The sequence below is a fragment of the Pseudoalteromonas sp. OF5H-5 genome, from assembly GCF_021530695.1.
Lineage (GTDB): Bacteria > Pseudomonadota > Gammaproteobacteria > Enterobacterales > Alteromonadaceae > Pseudoalteromonas.
Genome location: NZ_JAKGBF010000020.1, coordinates 1 through 24,350, shown reverse-complemented (window position 1 = coordinate 24,350; position 24,350 = coordinate 1). Strand labels below are relative to the sequence as shown.

At 44.6% G+C, this 24,350-nt stretch carries 24 protein-coding genes; 15 read left to right on the top strand and 9 right to left on the bottom strand.

The window, feature by feature from the left end; translation table 11 throughout:
• Window positions 1-117 precede the first annotated feature (117 nt).
• Window positions 118-1,734 carry a tetratricopeptide repeat protein gene (locus L1271_RS21375; protein ID WP_235368760.1) on the top strand — a complete coding sequence of 539 codons (1,617 nt, stop codon included), beginning with the start codon at window positions 118-120 and terminating at the stop codon, window positions 1,732-1,734.
• Window positions 1,735-1,765: 31 nt separating this feature from the next.
• Here the strand turns inward: L1271_RS21375 and L1271_RS21370 are convergent, their stop codons facing one another.
• A complete protein-coding gene (locus tag L1271_RS21370) occupies window positions 1,766-2,239 on the bottom strand; it encodes a hypothetical protein (protein WP_235368759.1) in 474 nt (157 codons plus the stop codon).
• 368 nt (window positions 2,240-2,607) lie between these two features.
• On the opposite strand from L1271_RS21370, the gene L1271_RS21365 reads away from it, so the two are divergent.
• The 3 genes from L1271_RS21365 (at window position 2,608) to L1271_RS21355 (ending at window position 7,782) form a co-directional block, all read left to right on the top strand.
• Window positions 2,608-4,209, top strand: a complete 1,602-nt coding sequence (locus tag L1271_RS21365; protein WP_235368758.1) for a hypothetical protein — start codon at window positions 2,608-2,610, stop codon at window positions 4,207-4,209.
• Between the two features lie 49 nt (window positions 4,210-4,258).
• The gene (locus tag L1271_RS21360) at window positions 4,259-6,247 is read left to right on the top strand and encodes a hypothetical protein (protein ID WP_235368757.1); all 1,989 of its coding nucleotides are present in this window, start codon (window positions 4,259-4,261) and stop codon (window positions 6,245-6,247) included.
• Window positions 6,248-6,336: 89 nt separating this feature from the next.
• The gene (locus L1271_RS21355) at window positions 6,337-7,782 is read left to right on the top strand and encodes a metallophosphoesterase (protein WP_235368756.1); all 1,446 of its coding nucleotides are present in this window, start codon (window positions 6,337-6,339) and stop codon (window positions 7,780-7,782) included.
• A 17-nt stretch (window positions 7,783-7,799) separates the two neighbouring features.
• Here L1271_RS21355 and L1271_RS21350 read toward each other — a convergent pair whose 3' ends face one another.
• Window positions 7,800-8,999 carry an MFS transporter gene (locus L1271_RS21350; protein ID WP_235368755.1) on the bottom strand — a complete coding sequence of 400 codons (1,200 nt, stop codon included), beginning with the start codon at window positions 8,997-8,999 and terminating at the stop codon, window positions 7,800-7,802.
• Between the two features lie 108 nt (window positions 9,000-9,107).
• Here L1271_RS21350 and L1271_RS21345 point away from each other — a divergent pair, with 108 nt between their 5' ends.
• A complete protein-coding gene (locus L1271_RS21345) occupies window positions 9,108-9,686 on the top strand; it encodes a TetR/AcrR family transcriptional regulator (protein ID WP_235368754.1) in 579 nt (192 codons plus the stop codon).
• A 30-nt stretch (window positions 9,687-9,716) separates the two neighbouring features.
• Here the strand turns inward: L1271_RS21345 and L1271_RS21340 are convergent, their stop codons facing one another.
• The 4 genes from L1271_RS21340 to L1271_RS21325 all read right to left on the bottom strand — a co-directional run bounded on the left by L1271_RS21340 (window position 9,717) and on the right by L1271_RS21325 (window position 13,074).
• Window positions 9,717-10,253, bottom strand: a complete 537-nt coding sequence (locus L1271_RS21340; RefSeq protein WP_235368753.1) for a hypothetical protein — start codon at window positions 10,251-10,253, stop codon at window positions 9,717-9,719.
• A gap of 14 nt (window positions 10,254-10,267) precedes the next feature.
• Entirely contained in the window at window positions 10,268-10,684 is a 417-nt protein-coding gene (locus tag L1271_RS21335; protein ID WP_235368752.1) for a hypothetical protein, read from the bottom strand.
• A complete protein-coding gene (locus L1271_RS21330; protein ID WP_235368750.1) occupies window positions 10,677-10,829 on the bottom strand; it encodes a hypothetical protein in 153 nt (50 codons plus the stop codon). Before L1271_RS21330 ends, L1271_RS21335 begins: the two co-directional genes overlap by 8 nt.
• Window positions 10,830-10,938: 109 nt before the next feature.
• Window positions 10,939-13,074, bottom strand: coding sequence for a TonB-dependent siderophore receptor (locus L1271_RS21325; protein ID WP_268831092.1), 2,136 nt, complete (start codon window positions 13,072-13,074; stop codon window positions 10,939-10,941).
• Between the two features lie 318 nt (window positions 13,075-13,392).
• On the opposite strand from L1271_RS21325, the gene L1271_RS21320 reads away from it, so the two are divergent.
• Entirely contained in the window at window positions 13,393-14,547 is a 1,155-nt protein-coding gene (locus L1271_RS21320) for a PepSY-associated TM helix domain-containing protein (protein WP_235368748.1), read from the top strand.
• 6 nt (window positions 14,548-14,553) lie between these two features.
• Complete coding sequence (locus L1271_RS21315; protein ID WP_174168474.1) at window positions 14,554-15,027, top strand: hypothetical protein; 474 nt, start codon at window positions 14,554-14,556, stop codon at window positions 15,025-15,027.
• A gap of 226 nt (window positions 15,028-15,253) precedes the next feature.
• On the opposite strand, the gene ggt is transcribed toward L1271_RS21315, so the two are convergent.
• Window positions 15,254-16,996: a gamma-glutamyltransferase gene (ggt, locus tag L1271_RS21310; protein WP_235368747.1), complete on the bottom strand. Its 1,743-nt coding sequence runs from the start codon at window positions 16,994-16,996 to the stop codon at window positions 15,254-15,256.
• A 312-nt stretch (window positions 16,997-17,308) separates the two neighbouring features.
• Between ggt and L1271_RS21305 the strand changes: the two genes are divergently transcribed.
• Both L1271_RS21305 and L1271_RS21300 read left to right on the top strand, forming a co-directional pair.
• Window positions 17,309-17,491, top strand: coding sequence for a hypothetical protein (locus L1271_RS21305; RefSeq protein ID WP_010604114.1), 183 nt, complete (start codon window positions 17,309-17,311; stop codon window positions 17,489-17,491).
• Window positions 17,492-17,523: 32 nt separating this feature from the next.
• Entirely contained in the window at window positions 17,524-17,736 is a 213-nt protein-coding gene (locus tag L1271_RS21300; RefSeq protein ID WP_010604115.1) for a hypothetical protein, read from the top strand.
• Between the two features lie 46 nt (window positions 17,737-17,782).
• Here the strand turns inward: L1271_RS21300 and L1271_RS21295 are convergent, their stop codons facing one another.
• Both L1271_RS21295 and L1271_RS21290 read right to left on the bottom strand, forming a co-directional pair.
• Window positions 17,783-18,400: an HAD family hydrolase gene (locus tag L1271_RS21295; RefSeq protein WP_102056387.1), complete on the bottom strand. Its 618-nt coding sequence runs from the start codon at window positions 18,398-18,400 to the stop codon at window positions 17,783-17,785.
• Window positions 18,401-18,496: 96 nt separating this feature from the next.
• Window positions 18,497-19,423: a LysR family transcriptional regulator gene (locus L1271_RS21290; RefSeq protein WP_235368745.1), complete on the bottom strand. Its 927-nt coding sequence runs from the start codon at window positions 19,421-19,423 to the stop codon at window positions 18,497-18,499.
• Between the two features lie 112 nt (window positions 19,424-19,535).
• Between L1271_RS21290 and L1271_RS21285 the strand changes: the two genes are divergently transcribed.
• The 6 genes from L1271_RS21285 to L1271_RS21260 all read left to right on the top strand — a co-directional run bounded on the left by L1271_RS21285 (window position 19,536) and on the right by L1271_RS21260 (window position 24,224).
• Window positions 19,536-19,955, top strand: coding sequence for a VOC family protein (locus tag L1271_RS21285; RefSeq protein ID WP_211868286.1), 420 nt, complete (start codon window positions 19,536-19,538; stop codon window positions 19,953-19,955).
• Between the two features lie 13 nt (window positions 19,956-19,968).
• Window positions 19,969-21,090, top strand: a complete 1,122-nt coding sequence (locus L1271_RS21280; RefSeq protein ID WP_235368744.1) for an alkene reductase — start codon at window positions 19,969-19,971, stop codon at window positions 21,088-21,090.
• Window positions 21,087-21,638, top strand: a complete 552-nt coding sequence (locus tag L1271_RS21275; RefSeq protein WP_039491078.1) for a YbhB/YbcL family Raf kinase inhibitor-like protein — start codon at window positions 21,087-21,089, stop codon at window positions 21,636-21,638. Before L1271_RS21280 ends, L1271_RS21275 begins: the two co-directional genes overlap by 4 nt.
• 2 nt (window positions 21,639-21,640) lie before the next feature.
• On the top strand, window positions 21,641-22,588 hold the full coding sequence (locus L1271_RS21270; RefSeq protein ID WP_235368743.1) for a polysaccharide deacetylase family protein: 948 nt from the start codon (window positions 21,641-21,643) through the stop codon (window positions 22,586-22,588).
• Between the two features lie 3 nt (window positions 22,589-22,591).
• Window positions 22,592-23,110 carry an ester cyclase gene (locus L1271_RS21265; RefSeq protein ID WP_235368742.1) on the top strand — a complete coding sequence of 173 codons (519 nt, stop codon included), beginning with the start codon at window positions 22,592-22,594 and terminating at the stop codon, window positions 23,108-23,110.
• Between the two features lie 160 nt (window positions 23,111-23,270).
• On the top strand, window positions 23,271-24,224 hold the full coding sequence (locus L1271_RS21260; protein WP_235368741.1) for a tyrosine-type recombinase/integrase: 954 nt from the start codon (window positions 23,271-23,273) through the stop codon (window positions 24,222-24,224).
• Window positions 24,225-24,350: the final 126 nt, after the last annotated feature.

Below are 24,350 nucleotides of genomic sequence, written 5' to 3'. Positions count from 1 at the left end.
GCAGCTAGGCAGCGACAAAATACAAAAAGTAGTCTACCTAAGATTTATTAAAGGCAGACACGACTTTTTGTTACCACTATATTAATATGTAAAAACAATGTATCTAGACTAATATTTATGCCTTTGCTTGCTTTGTTTTTCGCATTACTGCTCGTTGTGTTACCGGCGCATGGTTCAGAATGCCCAAGTGCTAATAATGCTAACCTCACAAGCCAAATTTTGTCTTGTAAGCAACATCTTGAAACGCTTGAACCCAACGGTGCTCAAGCTTTTGATGCACATCTTGAGCTTGTGAGCTTGTATCGTCGAGCGGGTGACATAAAGCTCAGCAATCAAATACTGGATGAGTTGATGGCATGGAAGTTAACCACACTTCAGCGCTTTCAGGTGTTAAGACAAAGTGGTATTAATCGTTACCGCCAGCGCAATTATATTCAAGCGCTGGAGAGCTTCCACGAAGCGCAAACGCTTGCGGCTAAGTTGCAACAAAACGAACTCCTGGGTAAATCGGCAAACGATTTAGCTAATGCTTATCAGGCACTCGGAGATCTAGATACCGCCCTTACTTTATTTTTAGAAAGCTACCAAATAGCGAAAGCAACAAATGACCTGCAGAGACAAGCGATCACACTTAATAATTTAGGGAATGTGTCGAGGGATATTAATCAGTTGGATGATGCCATTCTCTCATTTCGTCAAGCCCATGCGCTCCACCAACAAGCCGGCGACCAGGTCAAAGCGAACCACACCTTGCTAAGCATAGCGGAAGTCTTCTACAAAAAGCGCGACTACAACAAAGCAACTGAAATCATTGAAGATTTACTTCAACCTTTGACACAAAGTGGCGCCTATACCCAATTGTCTCGAGCCTATTTATTATTGGCCGAAATTGCCATTGCTCAAAATCATATCGCTCAGGCACAACAGCAACTTGCTTCATTCAAACGCACTCGGCAACTAATTCAACACGGTAAAGTGGATCAGCGAGCACTGCTTATTGAAGCCAAACTCAAGCAGCTTGAGGGCGATAACCTAACTGCACAAACGTTACTTAAACAGGGGCTTGAAGCACATAATCAGCAAAATAGTCAGCTTACCGAATTATTTTACATTGCCTTATTGCAGTCCCAACTACAAACACACGCTTATAAAGAAGCGGTAGAGACCGCACAGCGTTATAATGACATGCTTAAAACTAGTCGTGTACAAAGTGAAAACCTTTATCAATTTCGCCTTCAAAGCGCTAACGTCTTGACCGCGCCTAAGCGCCAAACAGAGACAAGCATGTTGTCTCATGTACTCGTCGGGTTTATCACATTTTTAGCAGGTGTTTTGGTTACTTACTGCTTTATTCGCAATACCGCCCGCGCCGATACTCATGGCGTGCACAGTAAACATACGAGCATTGATGAACAGGCCGCTAGACAGTTAATGGTTGAGGTAATGACACTCACTTTGACGCTTTGGGAGCAAAGTAGTGGCAAAACTCGTGTCGAATTAGCGGAAGAAAGCAAAGTGTGGAAAGTGAATATCGATGATGGTCGCTTACGAGTGCGCACTCTTGAACGCTATCTTAATATCAAAACGCTGCCCAAAAAGCCGCGTATTCGAAATATTGTTACCACGGCACAATATGTACTCACTCAATGCCAAGACGCTAATTTCGATACTGCGCCCCTTTCTCAAAAAGTTGCACAACTGGAGCAAATCATAGCGTGCTCCAACGCTACTTGATGTATACAACAAAGGGGCTTTTGCCCCTTCTCTAGTTATCCGTCGCGGTCTCACATAAATAGCATGCTAAAGTCACGCCCATACCGGCATCATACTCTTGGTGATGATGGTCTCCTTTGAATTCAAAAGGTCCTTCAAAGCGTGGATACACTGTCATATCAGGCTTTAGGCTATTACTAAAGCCTTTCATATTATGATGTAGAGATTGACACATTTTATTACCCATATCATAAGCAAGTCGCCAATCATCAAACTGGCCACAATCTAGTCGTGGTATAATACGACCAGGAATACTCTGCTTAGGACTGGTACAAACGTTACTTCCTTCACTATGTAAATATTTAAAGGTTCCAGCAGTTAATGTCATTTTACCTAGCAAAATCGTTTGCCGCTTTGGACATTTCGCCCCATCAGCAACTTCGAGCTGCGCTATCATTTCTGGGCTATGGGCTTGTACAAAGCTCACAATCAAAGTTGCTCCCAATACTACTATTACTCGTCTCATAACTGTCTCCTTATTGGTTATGACACCGTTACTCGATTGCGAATGTACTCACGCTGAGACTCCAATAACGGCGATAGCAAAATCCTGCCTCAAGCGAATATTGATTGCAGCAAAAGTTACGGGGCAATTGGGTAAATTCGGGTAAAAATATAAGCAGACCTTTGATATTTAAGTTTTTATTTACCACAGCTTGATATCAAAACTTACCTAACCCAATGCGTCCGTTTAATATCAAAGGTTTTACCCAAGTTGACCCTAACTGGCCCTACAACCTCCTATTCAATCGCTGAAAAAGTTTCCAACATCACAAGGCAAGTTAACAATGCATGAGGCATGTTGACTCAGCACAACGATGAAGGAATAGAAAAATGAAACAGAGAAATTTCACCCCAAAATTAGTCAGCCTAGTTACCAGCACGTTGTTACTGGGTAGTATTTCGCTACAAGCCGCAGAAGAATATGGAGAAATGGCCCCCTCTCAAGTAAGCCCAGAAGCGTGGCAAGCCATTTCAAACTGGTCTCAAGACCGTGTTTCCTTGCTTGAATATATCTCCGACAACGACGAAGAATATGAATTAGACCGCTATGTCGATAGCTTGATCCGCGACTATCGAGATGGAGAGATGCTAAGCCAAGCAAAAGCTTTAGATCAAAACGTGTTATCAGCATGGGAAAATGCTTTTACCGAGCAAACGCCTGAAGATAACTTTTTCTTTACTCGATATCTTATTCAATTTAAACCGACGGTATTCGAAAAATGGACACAACAGCAAAAAGTGCCAACACTCAGCCAACATTTAGAGCGAAATGCACCGCAGCTTTACAGCACTTGGCATAAGGAATACGCAGCTCCTAAACGTAAAGGGCTCTCGGTACTTGAATACGATAGGACGCTACCGTCAGGTATTCTTGCCGAATTAAAAGAATTGCTGACTAAAAAACCCATCTTCGGACCTAAGTCACAATGTTCATGTCAGATGGTGACCCCTTCAACCAGCACAGGCCAAGTGGTCACTAACTACCCATCAACCCAAACGCCTTGGAGCACATCGACCAACGATGGTAGTGGTTTTTCTAAGCACCATGCTTATGTCAATACCTCAGCCTACGGCGCCTTTCACTCCGCTAAGGGTAAACGTTGGTCAAAAAATAAAGCGCTCAGTTTCGACAACACCTCAGCCCATAACTCGACAGAGTTCCACGTCAAAATGTTGTGTGCAGACACCGGGGGATTTGCATGTAATCAAAGTAATGCCTGTTCGGGCAATTTAGAAGTCAGAGGCACTTATTCAGCTCGCTACCATGTAACCGGGCAAGCTAAAAAAATCTGGTCAAAAGGTACCAACTCACATGCAACTGACGGCGCAAAGTTTGCGGTCGATTTGCCAGGAGCTGCACCTGAAGTCATCTTGTTCAATAAAGCCGGTGGCGCAGCCATGGGATACAACACCACATGGAATTTAAGCTCCACCATAGGAGTCGTCAAAGCCGCACTTGGCATTACTTCTGCAATCGTTAATGGCAACCCTGGCAGCTTGCTTGACGGTCAATTGGCCGATGCGCTTATCACCAACTTGGCAGGCATGATCACGCGTTCGGGTAATCAAGCCAGTGTTACCACCACAATGCGCGCGCGCTTCGATTCGTCCGATGTCAGCCCTTTCTTGTTGCAACCCAATGAGGTGTATCACTTTACCCTTGATTCAAAAGGTCGGGTGCAAGCCAGAGGCTACGGTGGTTATTCGGACAGTCATTACGAATATGGTAGCTCAGGCGCGGTGATGTATGCGGCAAATCACTTTACCTGCGGCAGCAATGTCAATGCTCCAGCACCAACAGGGTTATGGTTCTATTCGTCACAATCCGGTCCTGATAGCGACGCGTCGTTACGTAGTGACGTTGAAAACTGGCTCTCTGTGCAGCTCAACAAACCCGTTAATGCAGGCCAACGCCAAGGCATCATTCACTAGGTTTTGCTAAGGGTGGCCATGCGCTGCCCTACTCCAATAAGGAAAGATTATGAATAAGTTCATCGCCACCACGCTTACCTGCTGGGCTTTGTCTTTGAGTGTTAACGCCTCAGCAGAGTCAGAGCACTACGATACATCAACCCTACCGCTATTATTTCACGCAGGACAACAAGGTTATCAAGCCCTTTCACCTTGGTATTCTTTTCAGTATCAGAACCAAAGGATCACCTTACAAACATGCGCAGAAGATGCCTGCAAACAAACGCTGCAATTTCCCCAATTAGAGCAAACTGCACCATTCAATAGCGAGACGTATGAGCCCAGCTATCAAGGTGAAGCTGGAAACATGAAAAAGTTAGAGAGTTACTCTCAACTCCAGCTCGGTTATCTAAAAGAAAACAGACTCTATGCCAGCGGCAATCAACGGCGCTTACTGTTCACGTTACAACTCGCGTCGGGTAAAGCTGAGTTACCCTTTGTATTTAATGATAACTATGACGAATCTCTGGCAAATGATAAGTCATCCCTTACTCGAAGTTTCCCCTCCTGCGCCAAAGCCTGTAATACCACTTGGCAAGCATTTAGCGTGGATAAATCTGGCCAATATAGTCCGGCTACTTTTGTTCGAAATGAAACCGGAAATTGGCTTATTCAAAGTACTCGCGACGCCATTCGCATTGAACTTACCACCTTAATCGGACAATATCAGCCACCGGCGCTGCGTCATCACCACAATGACACCACACAGTCTAGCTATTCGTTGAATGACGATAGTTTAATTGTTACTCGCCAAGCTGATAGCGTATCTCGTCACATACTTAACCAAACTCAGGTTGTGGGTCTAAGTGATAAGCACTGGTTGCTGCTTCAAAATACCGACCTCACCCTCACGGATAACAACTCAAATATACAAGCCAAGCGTCCAATCGCGCAACTTGAGCTATCACGCTTACTGGCAAGCTATCTTGATAATGATCGCTTATATTTATTAGGGTTATCACCAAGAGACGCTGTGATTAAACCATCGCAGCAAACGATTATGACGCAGTATCCAAAGCTTCATGAAGACGCCCTCGTTGCCACCTCTCTACTAGAACTAGATTTAGGGCTACAGGTTATTTCGGCCACAACGGTATTTATTCCTGACACCGAGTTTGCTGATATTCGCATTACTCGCAATGCTTGGGGAATATTAGTTAGCTCCGGCGAAGTTGCGGCACGTTCAACAACACATGCGTATGAAAGCAATCAATCGGCATCTGCAATGTCCGGCTGCCCGATGATAGCCAGTGGCTATGGTTATGGCCTGCTATGCTGGAAGGCATTAAATAACCCAACACTCACCTATACTCCCAATGCCGCAAGCACAATGATCCCAACGACGGTAGTTGACAACACAACGCCAAATCTAATGAATCAATTAGAAAACAATCAATATGGGATTATTTTTAAAAATGGGGCAACGCCAACCGATCCGGGTGGAGTGTGGACTCATCCAGATAATGTTGCCACCAGTAAGGAAGATTTAGGATTGGCTGTGGCCATGTACCATTATCGCTGGGGTTCACCTGTCGCGGCAAATATCGTCTACCCATCAGGAAGCCCCGCACATCCTGTGATGTTTAGAAAGGTGGAATATCAAGCAGCGAATAGCAGTAATTTGCCACATAATGTTTGTAATCATTTTGCTGCCAGCTCAGGTTACCCTGAGTATCAGGCGGCTGATGCTTGTATGACACAGCCAGGTTTTGGCCTATTTAGCCTCGAAGATCTTACCTTCGACCGTTGGCAAGGAGGGAATTATTATCCGAACCAAACAGTCAGTGGGCAGGATAATTCTTGGTTTCCTTGGTATACCAACTTTGTTGGCGATCCACCGGTAACAGAAACCTTTGAACAGGCCTCGAGTGCTGAAATGCTTGCACGATTGCAATTTAACCTAGCGCAGTTTGGTAAAATCAACCAAGACACCTATGTTAACGGCACACGCTTTAGCCAAGACACAGTCACCGGCTTCTACCGCTGTAGCCACCAATAACCAGCAGAAGCAAGATATTCGTATTCGAAACTCGCAAATTGTTAACAATGCATTAAACTTCATTCAACTGTTCAAAAAGGAATGAAGTCATGCGCATCATCATCGCTATTGCGACGCTCAATTTAATTGCTTGTAGCAGCACGTTTGCAGTCCAACAAGCGAATACCAAAGTATTAGGCGCTTACTCAATGTTCGCGCCTTCTACTACAGAAGCCCCAAATATCTACGCGCGCGTCGTTGTTGACGACGTGCTCAGCGACGCCAACCAATGCCCAAGCTTGCTCTTTGGTAAAAAATCCATGCCGATGCAGTTGCGAGCAATGCGTCCGAACCAAACACATTTTCCAGTCTCTGTATGCGAAGCGAAAATCTCCCCAAACACGGCTTATACCGTCAGTGATAGTCAATTCTCGTTAGCGCCCGTGACATTCGATCCGAATAAAATTGCGGTTTTTGGCGACACTGGCTGTAAGTCATCAGTTTGCGAAAACAACACTGCTGCCGAGCCGTTTAAAACCCTCGCAGAGCAAGGGGCAAAGCAACAACCACAATTGTTGCTCCATATGGGGGATTTCAACTATCGAGGTACCGGAGGTGCGATTTCCGGTGATACCTATGCTTATGACGCAGGCGATGGTGGATATGGTGGTACTAGCTGCGGTCTCAACGATACCTACTACAGTCAAAACGCGATAAATAGCCCAAGACCAGATACATGGAGCAACTGGCAAGCCGACTTTTTTGCCGCAACAACGGATCTTTCAGCAACCGCACCATGGATTTTTGCACGAGGCAATCATGAACTTTGTAGCCGCGCAGGAATTGGCTGGTTTTACTTTTTTGGCCCGGGAGCCAATCTTCCTGATGCCGTTGAGCAACAGCAATGTCCATCTCAAGGGGATTATAATCAACCGCCGCAATCTGCAAGTGCCCATATCATTGTGCAAAACTCCTATACCATCAACTTAAAACCGCTCAGTGTTTGGGTAATGGATAGCGCCAATGCCTGTGATGCCAGTGCAGACAATGGCCTAACAAAAGTCTACCAACAGCAATATCAACGACTTAATGTCAGAAGCGAACTACTCAAAGCCAAACCCATGTGGATTATGAGCCACAGACCCATCTGGGGCGTTGAAGACCCGACAACCAAAGACACACTAAACGTGATGTTGCAAACCGCGCTGAAGAACACCAGACAAGGTAAGTTGCCTGAACACGTCACTTTATCACTCGCTGGACATATGCATATATATCAGTCTTCCACCTTTGCTGCCAGTACCGCGCGTCCTGCGCAAATCGTTGTCGGCAATAGCGGCGTCAGCCTCAGTGATACCAATGCCTTTAGCGAATTTGATTATGCACTTGATAGCCAAAACGCAATCGTTAACGAACAAGGTAAGTTCGGCTTTTTATCCATTAAGCTTGGCAAAGATGGCGCGTGGCAAGGAGAGTTTTTGGATGAAAGTAGTGCCGTTTTTTTAACCTGCAACAGCAAAACTACAGATAAACAAGCGGTATGTCGCGCGAAGTAAGCGCGACTTTATACATCCTAATCACTGACAACTTGAGTTGCTCGCCTTGTATCATCGTGTTTTTGATACCAGGCGAGTAGCACCACAGTAGCAGCAGCGACCACTGCAACCCCAAATCCAAGATCCACAGTAAAGTGTTCAACGACCCATCCGGTCAACGCAGCCCCACCTGCAATCCCCACACCAAGCCCGGTAATTAGCCAAGTTAAGGCTTCAGTGAGTAAGCGTTTTGGTACGCTTTGCTCAACAAGCCCCATGGCAATGATCATGGTTGGAGCAAACGCGAGTCCCGAAATAAACATCACTACTGCCAAGCCATAAACGTGGTTAACACTGAGTAATAGTACGCTCGCGATCAATGTAAATATCGCAAAACGTACAAGCAGTACTGGCATAGACACACGCCACTTAACGGCCCCAAATCCAAACCCAGCGATACAAGAACCAAGCGCGTACATCGACAATACTAAGCTGGCCGCAATTGGCATCCCTTGCAACTGAGCAAAAGCGATACTTAATACATCGATAGCACCAACTATTACACCGAGCGCCAATAACACCAAACTAAGCAACTTAACCGTGGAGTTAGCCAGTGCGGAAGTTCGGGTCTGATTTTCACTTTGTTCTATTTTTGGCTCAGTGTCCTTTTGCGACACTAACCAAATACTGCCTATCACAAACAAAATAACCGCTAGCAACGGACCGGCTTGAGGAAAGAGCAAGCTGCTCAATGCAATCGCAAGTGGAGGTCCTATCACAAAGGTAATTTCATCCAGTACCGACTCAAAAGAATATGCCGTATTAAGTAAGCCTTGATCTGATTGTATCGCACTCCACCTGGCCCGAACTAAAGCCGGAACACTTGGCATAATGCCCGCACACATGGCTAAAACATAGAGGCTCCAAAGTGGCGCTTGCAAGTGACTTAATAGCAACAATGCCAGCGCAGATACTGCACTAAACAAGGCCGCAGGGATCACAACCTTGCGTTGCCCTACCCTATCAATCAGTCGCGACAACTGCGGCGCAGCAAATGCCATGGTAAAGGTAAATAGCGCAGCAATGGAACCTGCAATCCAATATGAGTCATAGAGTTGCGAAAGCATGGTGATTAACCCAATCGCCATCATAGAAAGCGGCATACGAGCAATAAAACCAGCACAGCTAAAATGCTTAGTTCCTTTTATCTTAAAAATTTCAGAGTAAGGATTATACATTGATCTCTCCTTGAGGTTATTTTCACATACAATGTGTATGTGAAAATAATTGACATACACAATGTATGTCAATTATAAATTGCGTAGTTTTTTAATAAGGATCGCAAAATGACAACAAGAAGCAGCATGATGGAGAAAACCCGCAGCGAGCTATTGGCCCAAGCCAGAGTGCTTTTTGCAAGTAAAGGATTTGCAGGGACGGCATTAGAAGAGCTAACAGCGGACGTAGGACTCACTCGAGGAGCGCTGTATCATCACTTTGGCAACAAAAAAGGGTTGTTTTACGCGGTAGTACAGCAATTAGATAGTGAAATGGATCTCCGACTCCGTGATATTGAACGTAGTGAAACCTCACCTCAGCAAGCGCTTTTGAAACGTGCAGAAACTTACTTGGATATGGCTACGGAGCCCGAGATACAGCGTATCATATTACGTGATGCGCAGTCGGTATTAGAGCCTGAACAACTCGAAAAAGCAGCTTCAGGGTGTGTGGCATCAATCACACAGTTACTAAGTGCAATCGCACCGCAACAGAGTCCTCAAGCGCATAAAACCAGCGCTCAATTTATCAATGGTGGATTAACGAGTCTCGCACTTTGGATTGCAAATCATCAAGTACCCGATCAAGCCGTAGATGATGCAAAACGTACCGCATACGAATTATTAAACCGTATTATGTTAGCTTAGGTTTTACTTAATCAGTAACAACGCGCCGAATCATTCGAACTGCTCTAGCGTATGCATAAGACTAAACGGATGCTGTAAAAACTCGGCTTGGTAGGTTTTATTGCGAACACTTTCTGGTAGCTGGTTAAACTCCAGCTCCGTTTCAACATAATCGAAATAAACGCTGGAGCTTACCGTGTTTAGCGTATTCACGAACCTTAAGACTTCTGACTGCTTTTGCACCGCTAAATTCGCGGCAACAAGTCTGGCGAATTCGCCATATTCTTCGGCTTCACATTCCCTTTTTTGGTGAATATAAAAATAAGATAAAACGATACCTCGCTGCTGCGAGGTAATATTAAGACTGCGCAATTGCTCTTCTGTAATAGCACGCTCACTTTCGCATGCCGCTTCTCTATCACCCAGTTGTGTTACGCTATTTAACAGCTCACTAAGCAGCGTCTTTTGAACTGGTTCAAGTTGTTCGACTGGATATTCAATAGTCGGCGTAAGATCTACTGACATTGTTTCAGCGTTAGTTTGCGGCGCAAACGCAAACAATATCAAAACTAATAGCAGGGGTTTCACAAATATTCCTTTTATCACTCGTGTCCGTGAACTTGCTCCAAGCTTTGAAACAAATTAAAGTTATCTCGAAGAAAATCCGCTTTTAGCGCGGCCGTTTTAACGGTCTCAGGTAAAGCGTTAAACTCAGCCTCAAACTCAATAAAATTTGCGTAACGCCCAGAAGATAGCACGTTCATTGCTTTCACCTGCTTAAGCTCCCTCGGGCTCTTATGCATCACATAATTTATAGCGACTGTCCTTGTAAAAGCGCCAAACTCCGCAGATTCACACTGATTTTTGTTCAAACCATCAACATAAAAAAGCACAGTGGTGTAGTACTCTACATCCATTTTGAGTGAGTCCAATTGCGACCTTTTCAACACAGTCGCAACGTTGGCACATTCTATCCGTTTGTTGTGTAATCGGTTATAGCCCTTAATTAATTCAGCCATGTAGTGCTAGGTCATGCAGTAAAGTGGTAAGTTCATTAGGTGGCAGCGGTAGCTGGTTAAGCACATTTTGATAGTCCGGTGTGGCGGACGCTGTACTCATATTTACTATAAAGCCAGCGACCAAAAAAGCAGGGGATAAATTCATTGCAAAATTCCTTTTTGACTGTATTGCCTCCAAGCGTACAGTTCTTGCAATAAATAAACAATGAACAAAAGCGTGGCTCACTAGCCACGCTTAGTTAGTTTACAGTCTGCTAAAAATCATAGCTAAAACTTAAGCTGTAATTTCTCGGCGCACCATAGCGATACTGATCAAAGAAGCCAATTTGGCTGTAGTACTTTTCATCGAAGAGGTTTTCTACGTTGAGCTGTAGCGCCATATTGTCTGCCAGTGCGTAGTTTGCCATCAAGCTAACCAATGCATAGGCATCTTGCTCTAGCCTATCGTTGCCCGTTACTGAATAAGTGTCATCTTGCCAGTTCACGCCACCACCAATCGTCAACTCAGGTAAAGCATTCACAAATTGGTAAGTCGTATACAACTTAAATTGCTTTCTTGGGTTATCCGTATTTACTTCAACGCCGTTGGCATCTTCTGCTTTGTATTGTGAATAACCCAAATGCACATCAAAACCGTCAGTTAACTGACCCACCACTTCAAATTCGAAGCCTTTACTGGTTGTGCCTTCAGCAGCATATTGCGCGACTGTATTTACCGAACCAGGAACTATGTATCCAACATCATCTTGAGCTAGGTTATCTTGTTCGATTTGGAAAATCGCCAATGTTGTTTGCAGCGTGTCGTCTAGATAGGTACTTTTTAGCCCCACTTCGTATGATTTTCCTTTGATTGGATCAAGGAAATCACCATTACGGTCTTGGGCATTTTGCGGCTGGAATATTTCTGTGTAACTTGCATACACTCGCTGCGTTGTCGACAAGTCGTACAAGGCACCAGCGTAAGGTATAAATACGCCATTGTCGCCAAAATCAGTGATGACGCCATAGCTTTCGCCTTCGCGCTGCCAGCTCGACAACCGACCACCCGCTATTACTTTAAGTTCAGCGCTAAGATTTAGCCTTGTTGCGGCGTAAAACCCTTTTTGCTCGGTATCCATATCTTGAGCAACTGAGGTTTCTGTGCCCCACGTCGGCTCAGGGAAATTGCCGTCCCACTCGTAAAAATTGCCAACTGGCAAAAAGGCATTATCGAGCGCAGCGAAAGTGAGTGTATCGGCACTCTGCTCACTGTAGAGCGCGCCAGTTACGAAATCATGCTCACGACCGGCGAGTTGATAAAAACCTTTAAGCTGGATATCAAAGCTGTCTTGGTTACTTTCACCTGTACTTTTATAAGGCCAAGAAGCTAAGCCCTCACCTGTTGTTTTATCCAATGTGCCGAATAAATACAGCAGCTCTGTATCTTGCTCGTATTTCAGCTTGTTGTAATTGGCGACCAGTTCCCAACCATTTGCAAAGTTGTGGCTAAAGTTCACAAAAGCATTGGTGCCAGTAGTTTGCCACTCAGTCCAATTTGCAGCTGTGGTTTTTTCGACTTCCCAGTCTGTCTTACTTCCATCGGTAAAGAAAGTAGGTAATGCCCCCCAAGTTGGACTGGTAGGGTCGTTACGCTGATAGCTTGCACCAACGCGGATCGTCGAATGCGTGCTTAAATCCGCTTCTAGTACCCCATAAAGCACGGTACTTTCGTCAGAGAAGAGATCTAGATACGAGTCACCTTCTTCATACTTCGCGACCACTCGTCCACGCACACTGCCATCGTTAGTTAATCCATTGGCAACGTCCACCATCACTTCTTTATTGTTCCAGCTTCCCAAAGAGACACTAGCAAAACCTGTGAGGTCGGTGCTATTTGCATGTTTGCGTACTAGGTTAATAGAAGCTGAAGGATCGCCCGCGCCGGTTAATAACCCCGTCGCACCACGCACAAACTCCACGCGCTCATATATCGCAACATCCGCGATGGTTTCACCTGAATCACCTGCCAAACTCCATGACAAAGGAACGCCGTCAATTTGATAATTGGTAATGTCAAAGCCACGTGACTGCAACGTATTACGAACATTATCAACTTCTTTCGCTGACACCCCAATCGCATTTAACACAGTATCGGTTAATGTATCGAGTTTTTGCTCTTTGATCCGTGCAGCGGTAATAACACTAACAGATTGCGGCGTCTCAAGAAGTGATAACCCTAAGCCAGTTGCGGTGTCTATCACTTCATTGACGGTGTATTTTCCCGTCACAACTATTTTTTCAATTTCTTCTTTATCTTGCTGTGCTGCTTGCACCTGTAATGCTGACGTGCCGAGCGCTGCCATAACAGCAAATGAGAGCGTTTTGAGAGGCAGAGTGTTCACTGGGTTCATCCTAATATTGTAAAAATCGAAACGATCATAATGCAGATGATAACCATTAGCAATAACATTAAGGTAAATTACAACCAGTTTCGAACCCGATTTAAGGAACGTTCCCAAAATAAGTAACTAACTAATTTAAAACAACTTTCCTATAAAAGAAACAAGAAAGATAAACCGCTAAACGAATAAAACATGCTATTTAACGCACATCCAAATGAATATAATTGCCATTTACACTTTTAAAAAGATATACTTTATTTACATTTTTGCGCAAATACTCCCTCAGCTTTCATTTGTCGCCGTCATTCAAAGAACTAGGAACACACAATGGCAAAGAAAATAAGCAACAAGTTTTGGTTTCAGTTGCATGGTTGGTTTTCACTGCCAATATGGCTACTGTTTTGCTTTATTTGTATCACAGGTACCATTTCCGTTTTCAGCCATGAACTTACATGGCTTACCAACCCTGATTCTCGGGCATATAACCCCAGTCAGGTAAGTGAGATGTCAGCGGGCTCAGTGTTACGCACGTTTAAAGATGAGTACCCAAGTGCAGATGTCATGGGGCTCAATGTGAGAGAGCCCTATTTGACCTATGTGGTGATGTTTACCGACGTCGACAAGCCCTATGCGCTTGCATATGTAAACCAGTACACAGGGGCTGTTCAGGAAATAAATGACGGCAATACGTTTATTAACTTTATGCGTTCACTACATGGCTGGCTGCTATTTCCATGGCAAAATGGCTACAGTGTTGGTTACTATTTAGTGGCGTTTATGTCACTGATCCTATTGGGCGCGTTGATCACAGGCCTGGTGGTATACAAAAAGTTTTGGTTAGCGTTTTTTCAGTTTAAGCTGCGTAAATCACAAGAAGGTCGTACCCTTGCCGCTGACATCCATAAACTCAGTGGAGTATGGTCGCTTTGGTTTATGACCGTAATGAGCCTCACCGGACTGTGGTATTTAACGCAAGCGGTGCTGTGGCATGCTGGTGTTGAACTAGAACATCATGAAACATTAAATGCTGCGGATATACCCAACTCGACAATAAACGCGAATGCAGTAGAGACCAGTGTTGATCTAGCGCTCGCTGAAATCCAACAACAGTACACTGACTTTCGCCCAAGTTACATCATGCTACCTGAGCATAACCGCGATACGCTTAAAATCAGTGGCGCAAACGACTACGTACTCTATGACGATTACAGCATTAATATTGCCTACAACACTTGGAATGATACAGTCGTTCATCATGCAAACCCTGATTCAATGACAGGCTTACAAACGGTTATGCACATCACAGATCCACTGCACTACGGCACCATTGGAGGGATCTGGACAAAAGTCATCTGGTTTATTTTTGGCTGTATTTTATCCGGGATGTCAGTTACCGGATTTATCATGTATCAGCTTCGGACCAAACGCGCGCGTAGCCAAGAACGGAGCAATGCAAGACAACTAAAAGCACAGCAAGGGTAAATCGCCATGAATGCAGTCAAACGCTTTATACAACACAATAAATATTGGTTAAATGCCCTATTGCTGGTGTTGCCAGCTTGGTTTTATTATCAATCATTACATCCAGAGTTTCCCGCTCCATTGGCGGAGCAAACACTTGGAGAGTACAGCATTACACCAATGCCTTTTGACGACAAGCCGCCATACATCCACGATAACTTATACGTCAAAGACTTCTTACTACTGTTCAATAAAGGTGACGTTGAATCTGTGCGCCAAGGCTATCTCAATATCGGCCCCAACGCGATGCCACTTGCACAGCTTATGAAGCATGAGCTCGGGATCCTTCACGGCACAAAACACGGTCAACACGTACATGCTTTAGCAAAGAAAACATTATCAAAAGACGACAAGGTTTGGCTGACGATTGAAACTTGGCAAGGCGAAGTCATCGTCATGAATTGGCCACTGCCAGAGTATTTAATCAAAGAAAGCGCATAGAAAAGGGGCATCTCGCCCCTACTCGATTTAAATTGCACTTAAGACTCAATGGAAATCAGGATATTATACCAGTTGTATTAAGTAAATGATCTATCTTGAAGCGGGGAAATAGCTTTAGTAGCAAGGCAAAAATTTTGCTATTTAGTTGTTCTAAATGAGAAATTTTTAACGAAGCTAATATGCTATTTCACCCTTCAAATTGATTAGAGAATTAATTCAATTGGTATTAGTACCCCACCGCTGCGCTATCTGCACGCCTTGGATCTGAGGAGCCAAATAGACCTTTATCGGTAAGCATGATTGACTGGGTTGAGCCCATCGCATTCTGCTCTGAAAGTGTGTGTCCTTTGTTTTCAAGTAGACGTCGAGTATCCACATTTAAGCTACGTTCAATACGAATTTCATCTGGTAACCACTGGTGGTGAATACGCGGAGCCACGGTTGCTTCAGCGATGTTCAAGCCATGATCAATAACATTCATAATGATTTGTAGCGTGGTGGTGATAATACGTGAGCCACCAGGGCTACCCGTTACCAAAAAGGGTTTACCTTCTTTCATTACAATCGTAGGTGTCATTGAGCTCAGCGGGCGCTTCTTGCCTTCAACGGCGTTAGCTTCTCCACCAACCAAGCCAAAACCGTTTGGTGTGCCTGGCTTTGCCGAGAAATCATCCATTTCGTTGTTAAGTAGAATGCCAGTGCCAGCCGCGACAATACCTGAGCCATAGCTAAAATTGAGCGTGTAAGTGTTACTCACCGCATTGCCCCACTTATCTACCACAGAATAATGCGTGGTTTGGTTACTCTCATAAGGTAATAATTTACCGGGCTTAATCTCGCGGCTTGGCGTCGCTTTGTCTGCATTAATTTGTTTACTACGCTGCTTTGCATATTGCTTATCCACCAATGCTTTAACGGGTACGTCGTAGAAGTCAGGGTCGCCCAAATATTCGCTGCGGTCAGCATACGCACGCTTCATGACCTCAGCCATTAAATGGACGGTAGCAGCGCTATTATGCCCAAGCTCACCAATAGGGTATTGCTCCAGCATGTTGAGCATCTCTATGATATGCACACCACCAGATGAAGGAGGCGGCATAGAAACGATGTCGTAGCCGCGATATGTACCTTTTACTGGTTCACGCTCTACCGCTTTGTAGCCTTTTAAATCATCCAGCGACATAATGCCACCTGCTGCTTCTACCGCAGCAACAATTTTCTTTGCTGTCTCGCCCTGATAAAAGCCTGCACTGCCTTTTTCGGCAACAAGTTCCAAAGAGTGAGCCAAGTCAGCCTGCACCAGCCATTCATTTGGCTTATAGCTGCTACCATCTTTTTTATAAAACACGGCCTTAGACGCCGGTACATCGAGCATTCGTTCTTTAATATAATTATGAGAAAGCGAGTTAGCTAAATCAGAGGTCACTTTAATGCCATCACGCGCCAATTTTATTGCAGGCTGAATAACTTGGCTAAGTGTCATGGTGCCGTATTTTTCGAGTGCTAACTCCATCCCCATAACAGTTCCGGGAACGCCCACGGCAAGGCCGTGCTGAAGGCTTAGCTTTGGGTTTACCTCGCCGTTTTCATCAATAAAGATGTCTTTGTGCGCACGGCTCGGCGCCATTTCGCGATAATCAATCGCAATGGTTTTATTCTCTTTTGCCAGATGCACTAGCATAAAGCCACCACCGCCGATATTTCCGGCCCTTGGCAAAGTCACGGCCAGACTAAAACCTACTGCAACAGCCGCATCAACGGCATTACCACCTTGCTTTAAAATCTCCACCCCAACCTGACTGGCAAGTGCCTCTTGGCTAGATACCATGCCATGCTCAGCCCATATTGGCTGTGCTGTGGCTTTAGAACTAAATATTGGTGACTCGTCAGCTAGCGCCGTGTTACCAAACACAACACCCGCGCACAAGGAAACAGAGCAAGTCCACACCAAGGCTGTTAATTTACGCATCTTCATCCCGTTTTTTAATTATTCTCATGTTGCAGTGTTGCATGATTAAAAAGACCAAACAATATCGATGCGTTGGGCGACTGACAGTGCAAATTTACGTTACACCACAGTTGCTGAACTCAGGCTAAAAAGCAGCTTGTCATCGAGCGTTGAAGTTACACAGGGTTGAAATAAAGCAATTAAGAAAAACACAAATTTAACTTTTAAAAAACATATTTGACAAATAATTTATATTGGGTACCGTCAATAATGCAGTTTATTTTTTGTACGACTTTGTACGACAATTCAAGCTTTCACAATAAGGAAAATAAGATGAAATTAACTCTAACAAAAAGAAAGATAAAACAACTGAACCATACAGCAGGCTTGGAAAAAGCCCAAACACCAAACATCGCGGGAGGTTATTTAACCGCGGGTTGTGACAGAGAAATAACCGAGTTATGCAACACGAAAGCATTTGGTTCTTGCTATAACTGTGGCTCTCTTCGCTGTTAATACGCTTTCTTACCACCCAAAGGAAATGAAAAATGAAAATTAAACTGAATAAAAAGCCGCTTAAAAACTTAAACAATGCTCAAGCTATTGCACCACAAGCAACCCCCCAAATTGGTGGTGGTGTAAACCGTTTGACTGATTTGGACTGTGTACCAACTAACCGCCACGATTGTCGTACAGGTGCTATCTCTTGTTACGGTGATCACGACTGTGCTTTCACAAATAGACAGTATATGTGCGATTAATTCTTTTTAGGCCCGTACTTGGGCCTATTTTGGAGTCTCGACCTGCTTAAAACACTAATCCTAGCTCACGTAACTCGCGCTCAGCTTGCGCCGCATTAAAGAACTGAATGCCATGTAATCCGACCTGCTTTGCACCTTCAACATTCGCTAAGACATCATCAAGAAAAACACAGTCATCTGCCGCTAGTTGGTAGCGCTCCAGTAAGTGAGTAAAAATAGCTTTGCCGGGCTTCATGCATCCAAGCTCAGCAGAAATAATTTCTCCGTCAAAGTGTTGCCAGAAAGTATGACGCGCTTTTAGGTGGCTCACAATCTCGTGCACATTATCGGTCAGGGCATAAGCACTATATCCAGCCGCCTTTAGGCGCTGCATCAGTGAAAGCGTGCCATAAAGTGGGATCAGCGATTCTTTGATATAAAAGAACAGTTCGTCAGCTTGCTCAGAGGTTAAGTGACAGGTTCGTATAAAAGCGTCCTTGGTGTCTGCTTCTGTCAGTTCGCCTCGATTAATCGCAAACCAAATCTCACTGTGGAACAGCTGCTTAGCTAGACTCTCAACGTCGCATTGGTTGCCAAAGGTAAGCCGAACTATCTCCTCTGGTGACCACCTCACAAATACGTTACCGACGTCAAAAATTACGTGTTTAATATTGCCAATTGCCATCCTTGAACCTCTTTAGTTAGTTTAAATATGAGCGTTTATTATGCATATCTTTACCACTTACGCACGGCTAATTCGTTAGACTTCATTGAAATAAAATCAATCATGTATTTGTTGTAAATACTCGCTAAAAAAGGTGAGAAACGCTTTGACTTGGCGAGGTTGAAACTGCCTAGATGGATAAATAGCTTGCAGCGCGACTTTATCTGAGTCCGTTGGACTAAATCCCAATGTTTGAGTTGGCAACAACTCTACCAATCGCCCCGCTTTAATATCTTTGTGAACATCCAGCCATGACTTAATGGTGATCCCAAGCCCTTGAATAGCCCAGTTTCGCAATACTTCTCCATCTGAACTCACTAAACAGGTAGGCACGGTTTCAATGATGGTTGCTTGCGTGTCTCTGTCGATAAAATACCAATCGTTTAGCGCCTGTCCTGCTCTTTCCAGTACTAAGCAGCGATGACGCTGTAATGCTTGATAGCAATCTGGTGTACCATACCGTTCGAGATAGTTTGGGGCAGCCACCAGCATTCTGCGGTTGTTTAACAAAGGCCGAGATATCAAACTGCTATCATTTAAATTACCATAACGAATGGCGATATCAGTGCCAGACTCAACTAATTTGACCAAGCCCTCCCCTAAGCTCAAGTTAACCACCACCTGTGGATGCTGCGTGGCAAACTCCGCAACGGCGGGAACCACGTACTGACGGCCAAAGTCTGAGCTTGCTGCAATTTTGAGTGTGCCTCTCAAATCGGGATCGGCATCTTGCAGTAGTGCCTCCGCCGCCGCGACCTCCTCAATGACTCGCACACAGCCCTGATAAAACCGCTCTCCCGCTTCTGTCAGTTTGATACTTCTGGTGTTTCGAGTAAGTAAACGGGTTTTATAGTTCGCTTCAAGTGCATTGATCCGTGCGGTCATGCTCGCTGGAGAAAGCCCTAATACTCGCCCTGCCGCAGCTAAGCCATCAGAGCGCACCACTTGAACAAAAAGCGCCATATCGTCTGCTTTGCTTTTCATTATTCACCTTTTATGAAAAGTAATTTTATATAAAAGCCAATTATCAAATATTAATAAACAAATAGACTGTTCTCAACGCATAAATCGCTAACACCAATGGAGGTAACACACCATGCAGTTAGATCACTTTTTGTTTAGAGCACATGACATGGCAAAAATGGCGACCTTTTTTGAGCAGGTGCTTAGGCTTAAAGAAGGCCTACGTCCACCTTTTCCATTTCCAGGAAAGTGGTTCTATGGCGACCAACAGCAACCTTTCATTCATCTGGTTGAACAATCACCACATACCCAAGCACAGGCTGAATACCTTGGTTCTGCGCAAAACACAAGCATGAGTACTAGCAACATAGATCATATTGCATTTCGTGCTGACGATTACCCCGGCTTAATCGCCCGACTAGAGCATTTTGGCGTTCGCTACGTGGAACGAGATGTCCCTATTAGCAATGAGCATCAAGTTTTTATCTTTGCACCTGAATCTCTAAAAATTGAAGTGCTGTTCCCACGCCACATCAACTCACTTGTCCAATAATTAGGAGAATACTATGTCTGATCCATTATTATTTACGCAGAAAAAACTCGGTAATTTAATCTTACCAAACCGCATTTTGATGGCACCAATGACCCGCTCTCGAACAACACAACCGGGAGATATCCCAAACCAGTTGATGGCAAAGTACTACGCCCAACGCGCTTCGGCAGGGCTTATCATTAGTGAAGCCACACAAATCTCTTGTCAGGGCAAAGGATATTCATTTACTCCCGGAATTTATACTGCTTCGCAGGTTGCTGGATGGAAAGAAATCACCTATGCAGTCCAGCAAAAAGGTGGCCGTATTTTCTGTCAGCTTTGGCATGTCGGTCGTATGTCTCACTCCACTTTTCATGAAGATGGCCAACCCGTCGCCCCCTCAGCATTGGCGCCCGACGCACAAGTGTGGGTGGTCAATGAAAAAGGAGTGGGTGAAATGGTCGATTGCCCAACACCACGTGCACTGGCAACCCAAGAAATACAGAGCATAGTCGAAGATTATGTCCATGCGGCTGAGAATGCCATGATGGCGGGGTTTAATGGCGTCGAGATCCACGCTGGTAATGGCTACTTAATTGACCAGTTTTTACGCCGCAGCTCTAATCAACGTCATGATCAATATGGTGGCTCGAAGGAAAACCGAATTCGCTTTGCGGTTGAAGTTATCACTGCGATTAGCCAAGCAATTGGACCTGAAAAAGTAGGGATCCGATTAGCGCCTTTTATTACCCAACGTGGCATGCAAGACGAACAAGCCATTGATACTATCTTGCTCGCCGCGGAGCACTTTAACCGCTTAGGCATTGCCTATGTGCACTTAGCAGAAGCGGACTGGGATGATGCGCCGGTCGTGACGGAGAGTTTTAGGCAAGCACTAAGAAGAAAATTCCACGGCGCCATTATTGTGGCGGGAAATTACGAACCAGAGCAAGCCGAAGCCCTTATTGAACAAGGCCTAGTCGACTTTGTGGCTTTTGGTCGCAAGTTTATCTCCAACCCAGACCTCGTATACCGTCTAACTCATCAATTACCTTTGAGTCCAATCAACCCTGATGCGCCTTTATTTGGTGGTAGCGAGCAGGGCTACACCGACTATGCAGATTTTCAACAATTAAGAGCAAAAGGTGCAATATGAAGCCATTATTACTGAATTTATCCCTAGCCTCCATGGCATTACTCGGTGCAACCAATGCAATTTCAGCACCTGAGTTTACACTAGAAAGCCCAGATCTTGTTGCCGAAAAATCTATTCGACCATTTCAATACTGGGATCAATTTGGCTGCGAGGGAAACAGCACACGGCCAACCTTAGTTTGGTCAAATGCACCTAAACAAACCAAGAGCTTTGCGGTGACGTTTTACGATCAAGACGCGCCAACTGGCAGCGGATTTTGGCACTGGCAAGTGTATAACTTGCCCAAAGACACGACTAGGCTTGCAGAAACTTTACCAAGCCAAGCCATTGAAGGTAATACGGATTTAGGAAAGCCAGGATACTTTGGCCCGTGCCCGCCTATTGGCCGCAAACATAAATACACCTTTACCGTGCATGCGCTAGATGTAGATACACTCCCCGTGCCAGCTGGTGCAACGGCACCACTTACTGGATTTTTTATCCACCAGCATAGCTTAGCGCAGGCAACACTTTCTGTGTATGCCGGCCCAAGAGCCGCAGGAGAATAACCATGCGTACCACGTTGACCACAAGTATTCGAGCGCTACTAACCGCAACCGCCCTGCTTGCAGGCACAGCCCACGGCGCTGAAATAGAGTCTGGCCATTACTGGCCTGATGATGCTCAATTGGTGATCTCTATCTCCATGCAGTTTGAAGCAACCGCGCAAGACCCAAGCGATCCTGGGCCATTTCCTCAGCAAGAAGCGGGCTACCCCGACACTGTCGCTCCTACTTGGTATCAGTATGGCATGAATGAAGGGATCCCACGATTGCTTAAGCTTTGGGATAAGCACAACATCAAAGTGACGTCCCACATGGTAGGAAAAGCTGCAGAGCTTAATCCTAAACTTGCCAAAATGGTGGCAGAAAAAGGGCATGAAATTTCAGGTCATGGACAAAACTGGACACCACAGTACTCGATGACACCCGAAGAAGAACGTGCATCTTATATTCACAGTGCAGATGTGCTTGAAAAAATCACCGGGCAAAGACCAAAAGGCTTTAATGCATTTTGGATGCGCCATTCTGAGCAAACTCTAACTATTTTGCAGTCCCTTGGATTTATCTATCATATAGATGACCTATCTCGGGATGAGCCTTCGTTTACCCCGGTCAATGGCAAACCCTTCGTGGTGGTGCCTTATACCTTTAGAAATAACGATATCGTGCGCTATGGCGGCAGTTCCGCAATGACAGCAAAAGCCTATTTGCAAGAGTTAAAGGACGAGTTTGATGTGCTTTATGAAGAAGGAAAATCCCAGCGCCGGATGATGTCTATCAGTGCACACGACAGGCTCGCAGGCAGCCCGGCTCGCGTAAAAGCACTTGACGACTTTATCCGTTACGCTAAATCGCACCCAAAGGTTAAGTTTATGCGCAAGATAGACATAGCCAAATGGACTCTAAAGCAACAAGACGTACCAACCAACCCAGAACGTGTGTTTTTGAGGTGCTAGGTAATGATTAAACATGCTTTAATTTTAGCGCTAAGTGTCAGTGCGACACTAGCATTAGCGGCACCCAATGAGGAGTTACCCGTAGCAAAGGTTGCGCAAATTTGTGACTCAGCACAATGTCAAATATCCGCGAATGCCGCATTGCAATACGCTGCTTTTTGGCACAGTGGAGACACTAAGTTTGCGAGACAGGCACTAAGTAACGCATTTACTGATATGACATTACCAAGAGGTAGAAAGCAAGGCTTGAAAGGCGTGCTAGAAGCCTCATCAGGATTTCGTCGCGCAGTGCCAGACCTGAAAGCAGAAGTCGAACACTTACTAGTCAGTGGTTCATTTGTCACGGTACGACTACGTTTCTTTGGACACTTCAGCGGCCAATTTGGTGAGCACCAAGGAGCAGGTCAAGCCATTGATTTCCGAGCTGTCGATGTTTACTACGTTGATGGTGAGAAAATCACTAAAAATTGGCATCTAGAAGACTACCATACGCTCTTTGAACAAATGCAGATTAGCGAATAAACAATTATTGTCATAATACCGAGGCTCCGACTTGGAGCCTATTTAACAACACGCTTGTATTCTACATTCCTTTAAATCAATTGATTATATACAGTTTTTATCAACAATCTGTTCTAATACGGTCACTAAATTAGGTATTAGCAAAAGTAGATTTATCGCAGTGCAATCAATAAACCAACTTTCTCAACAGTTCATTTCCCTGTGTAAAGATAAACGTAAACTCTCAGATCACACCTTGAAAGCATATCAAATTGACCTAAAGCAGTTTATGCAGGCACTTGATGAAAATAAAAGCATTAAAGATATTAGCAAAGTAGACTTATCACAGTTCCATCAATTTCTGGTTGATGCAGAGCTATCAAACACATCAATAAAGCGCAAAATGGCGTGTGTAAGGGCTATGTTCCAGTGGCTTGAGCGAGAGGAATTCATCGAGCTTAATCCTTTTCATAAATTTCAGCTAGACATCAAGCTACCTAAAAGATTGCCAAGAAACGTACCACACTCAGACTTGAAACGCTTGCTCAAACAAGCCAGAAAAAACTGTAAAAGCTTATGGGTAGAATCATCAAACACATATAGCGTCAGTCAAAAGCGCATGCTAAATGAATTTACTTCACTCATCGCGTTAGAACTTATGATTAGCACAGGGATCCGAGTATCTGAGCTTGCTGGAATTTGTTTAACTGACATCTATATCAACGAAAAGAAGATTAAAATCTTAGGTAAGGGAGCCAGAGAACGGTTTGTGTATCTCACAGACCAAGAAATAGCCAAATTACTCAAGAACTATATTGAAAGCCGCGCTATTTGCGCACCACATTGCGATCATTTACTGATTAATAGCCGTGGGGAACCCGCCTCAACGCAATTTTTACGCAAACTAATCAAAAAACTTAGTCAACAAGCATACACCCAACTTAAAGTCACTCCACACATGCTAAGGCACAGCGCGGCATGCGAACTACTTGAATCAGGCCTCGACATTCGCTTCGTTCAACGGTTGCTCGGACACAGTAGTATCTCAACCACGGAAATTTATACCCATGTTACCGACAACGCTCTGCAAAAGAAGATCACTAAAGCCAATGTAAGGAAACGAATTGCTAGTTAGTAAGGATAACTAGGAATTATGAATTGTAAAGTAGCGCTTGAAGCTAACCATTGGATAGAAAAAAATAAGCACAACATAACAATCGCGATAGTGACAAATTTGGAACCTGGCCCACAAGAAAAGTTT

Coding starts and splice junctions, on each gene's coding strand:
- L1271_RS21375 (WP_235368760.1), top strand. CDS start 118: ATGCCTTTGCTTGCTTTGTTTTTCGCATTACTGCTCGTTGTGTTACCG.
- L1271_RS21370 (WP_235368759.1), bottom strand. CDS start 2,239: ATGAGACGAGTAATAGTAGTATTGGGAGCAACTTTGATTGTGAGCTTT.
- L1271_RS21365 (WP_235368758.1), top strand. CDS start 2,608: ATGAAACAGAGAAATTTCACCCCAAAATTAGTCAGCCTAGTTACCAGC.
- L1271_RS21360 (WP_235368757.1), top strand. CDS start 4,259: ATGAATAAGTTCATCGCCACCACGCTTACCTGCTGGGCTTTGTCTTTG.
- L1271_RS21355 (WP_235368756.1), top strand. CDS start 6,337: ATGCGCATCATCATCGCTATTGCGACGCTCAATTTAATTGCTTGTAGC.
- L1271_RS21350 (WP_235368755.1), bottom strand. CDS start 8,999: ATGTATAATCCTTACTCTGAAATTTTTAAGATAAAAGGAACTAAGCAT.
- L1271_RS21345 (WP_235368754.1), top strand. CDS start 9,108: ATGACAACAAGAAGCAGCATGATGGAGAAAACCCGCAGCGAGCTATTG.
- L1271_RS21335 (WP_235368752.1), bottom strand. CDS start 10,684: ATGGCTGAATTAATTAAGGGCTATAACCGATTACACAACAAACGGATA.
- L1271_RS21330 (WP_235368750.1), bottom strand. CDS start 10,829: ATGAATTTATCCCCTGCTTTTTTGGTCGCTGGCTTTATAGTAAATATG.
- L1271_RS21325 (WP_268831092.1), bottom strand. CDS start 13,074: ATGAACCCAGTGAACACTCTGCCTCTCAAAACGCTCTCATTTGCTGTT.
- L1271_RS21320 (WP_235368748.1), top strand. CDS start 13,393: ATGGCAAAGAAAATAAGCAACAAGTTTTGGTTTCAGTTGCATGGTTGG.
- L1271_RS21315 (WP_174168474.1), top strand. CDS start 14,554: ATGAATGCAGTCAAACGCTTTATACAACACAATAAATATTGGTTAAAT.
- ggt (WP_235368747.1), bottom strand. CDS start 16,996: ATGCGTAAATTAACAGCCTTGGTGTGGACTTGCTCTGTTTCCTTGTGC.
- L1271_RS21305 (WP_010604114.1), top strand. CDS start 17,309: ATGAAATTAACTCTAACAAAAAGAAAGATAAAACAACTGAACCATACA.
- L1271_RS21300 (WP_010604115.1), top strand. CDS start 17,524: ATGAAAATTAAACTGAATAAAAAGCCGCTTAAAAACTTAAACAATGCT.
- L1271_RS21295 (WP_102056387.1), bottom strand. CDS start 18,400: ATGGCAATTGGCAATATTAAACACGTAATTTTTGACGTCGGTAACGTA.
- L1271_RS21290 (WP_235368745.1), bottom strand. CDS start 19,423: ATGAAAAGCAAAGCAGACGATATGGCGCTTTTTGTTCAAGTGGTGCGC.
- L1271_RS21285 (WP_211868286.1), top strand. CDS start 19,536: ATGCAGTTAGATCACTTTTTGTTTAGAGCACATGACATGGCAAAAATG.
- L1271_RS21280 (WP_235368744.1), top strand. CDS start 19,969: ATGTCTGATCCATTATTATTTACGCAGAAAAAACTCGGTAATTTAATC.
- L1271_RS21275 (WP_039491078.1), top strand. CDS start 21,087: ATGAAGCCATTATTACTGAATTTATCCCTAGCCTCCATGGCATTACTC.
- L1271_RS21270 (WP_235368743.1), top strand. CDS start 21,641: ATGCGTACCACGTTGACCACAAGTATTCGAGCGCTACTAACCGCAACC.
- L1271_RS21265 (WP_235368742.1), top strand. CDS start 22,592: ATGATTAAACATGCTTTAATTTTAGCGCTAAGTGTCAGTGCGACACTA.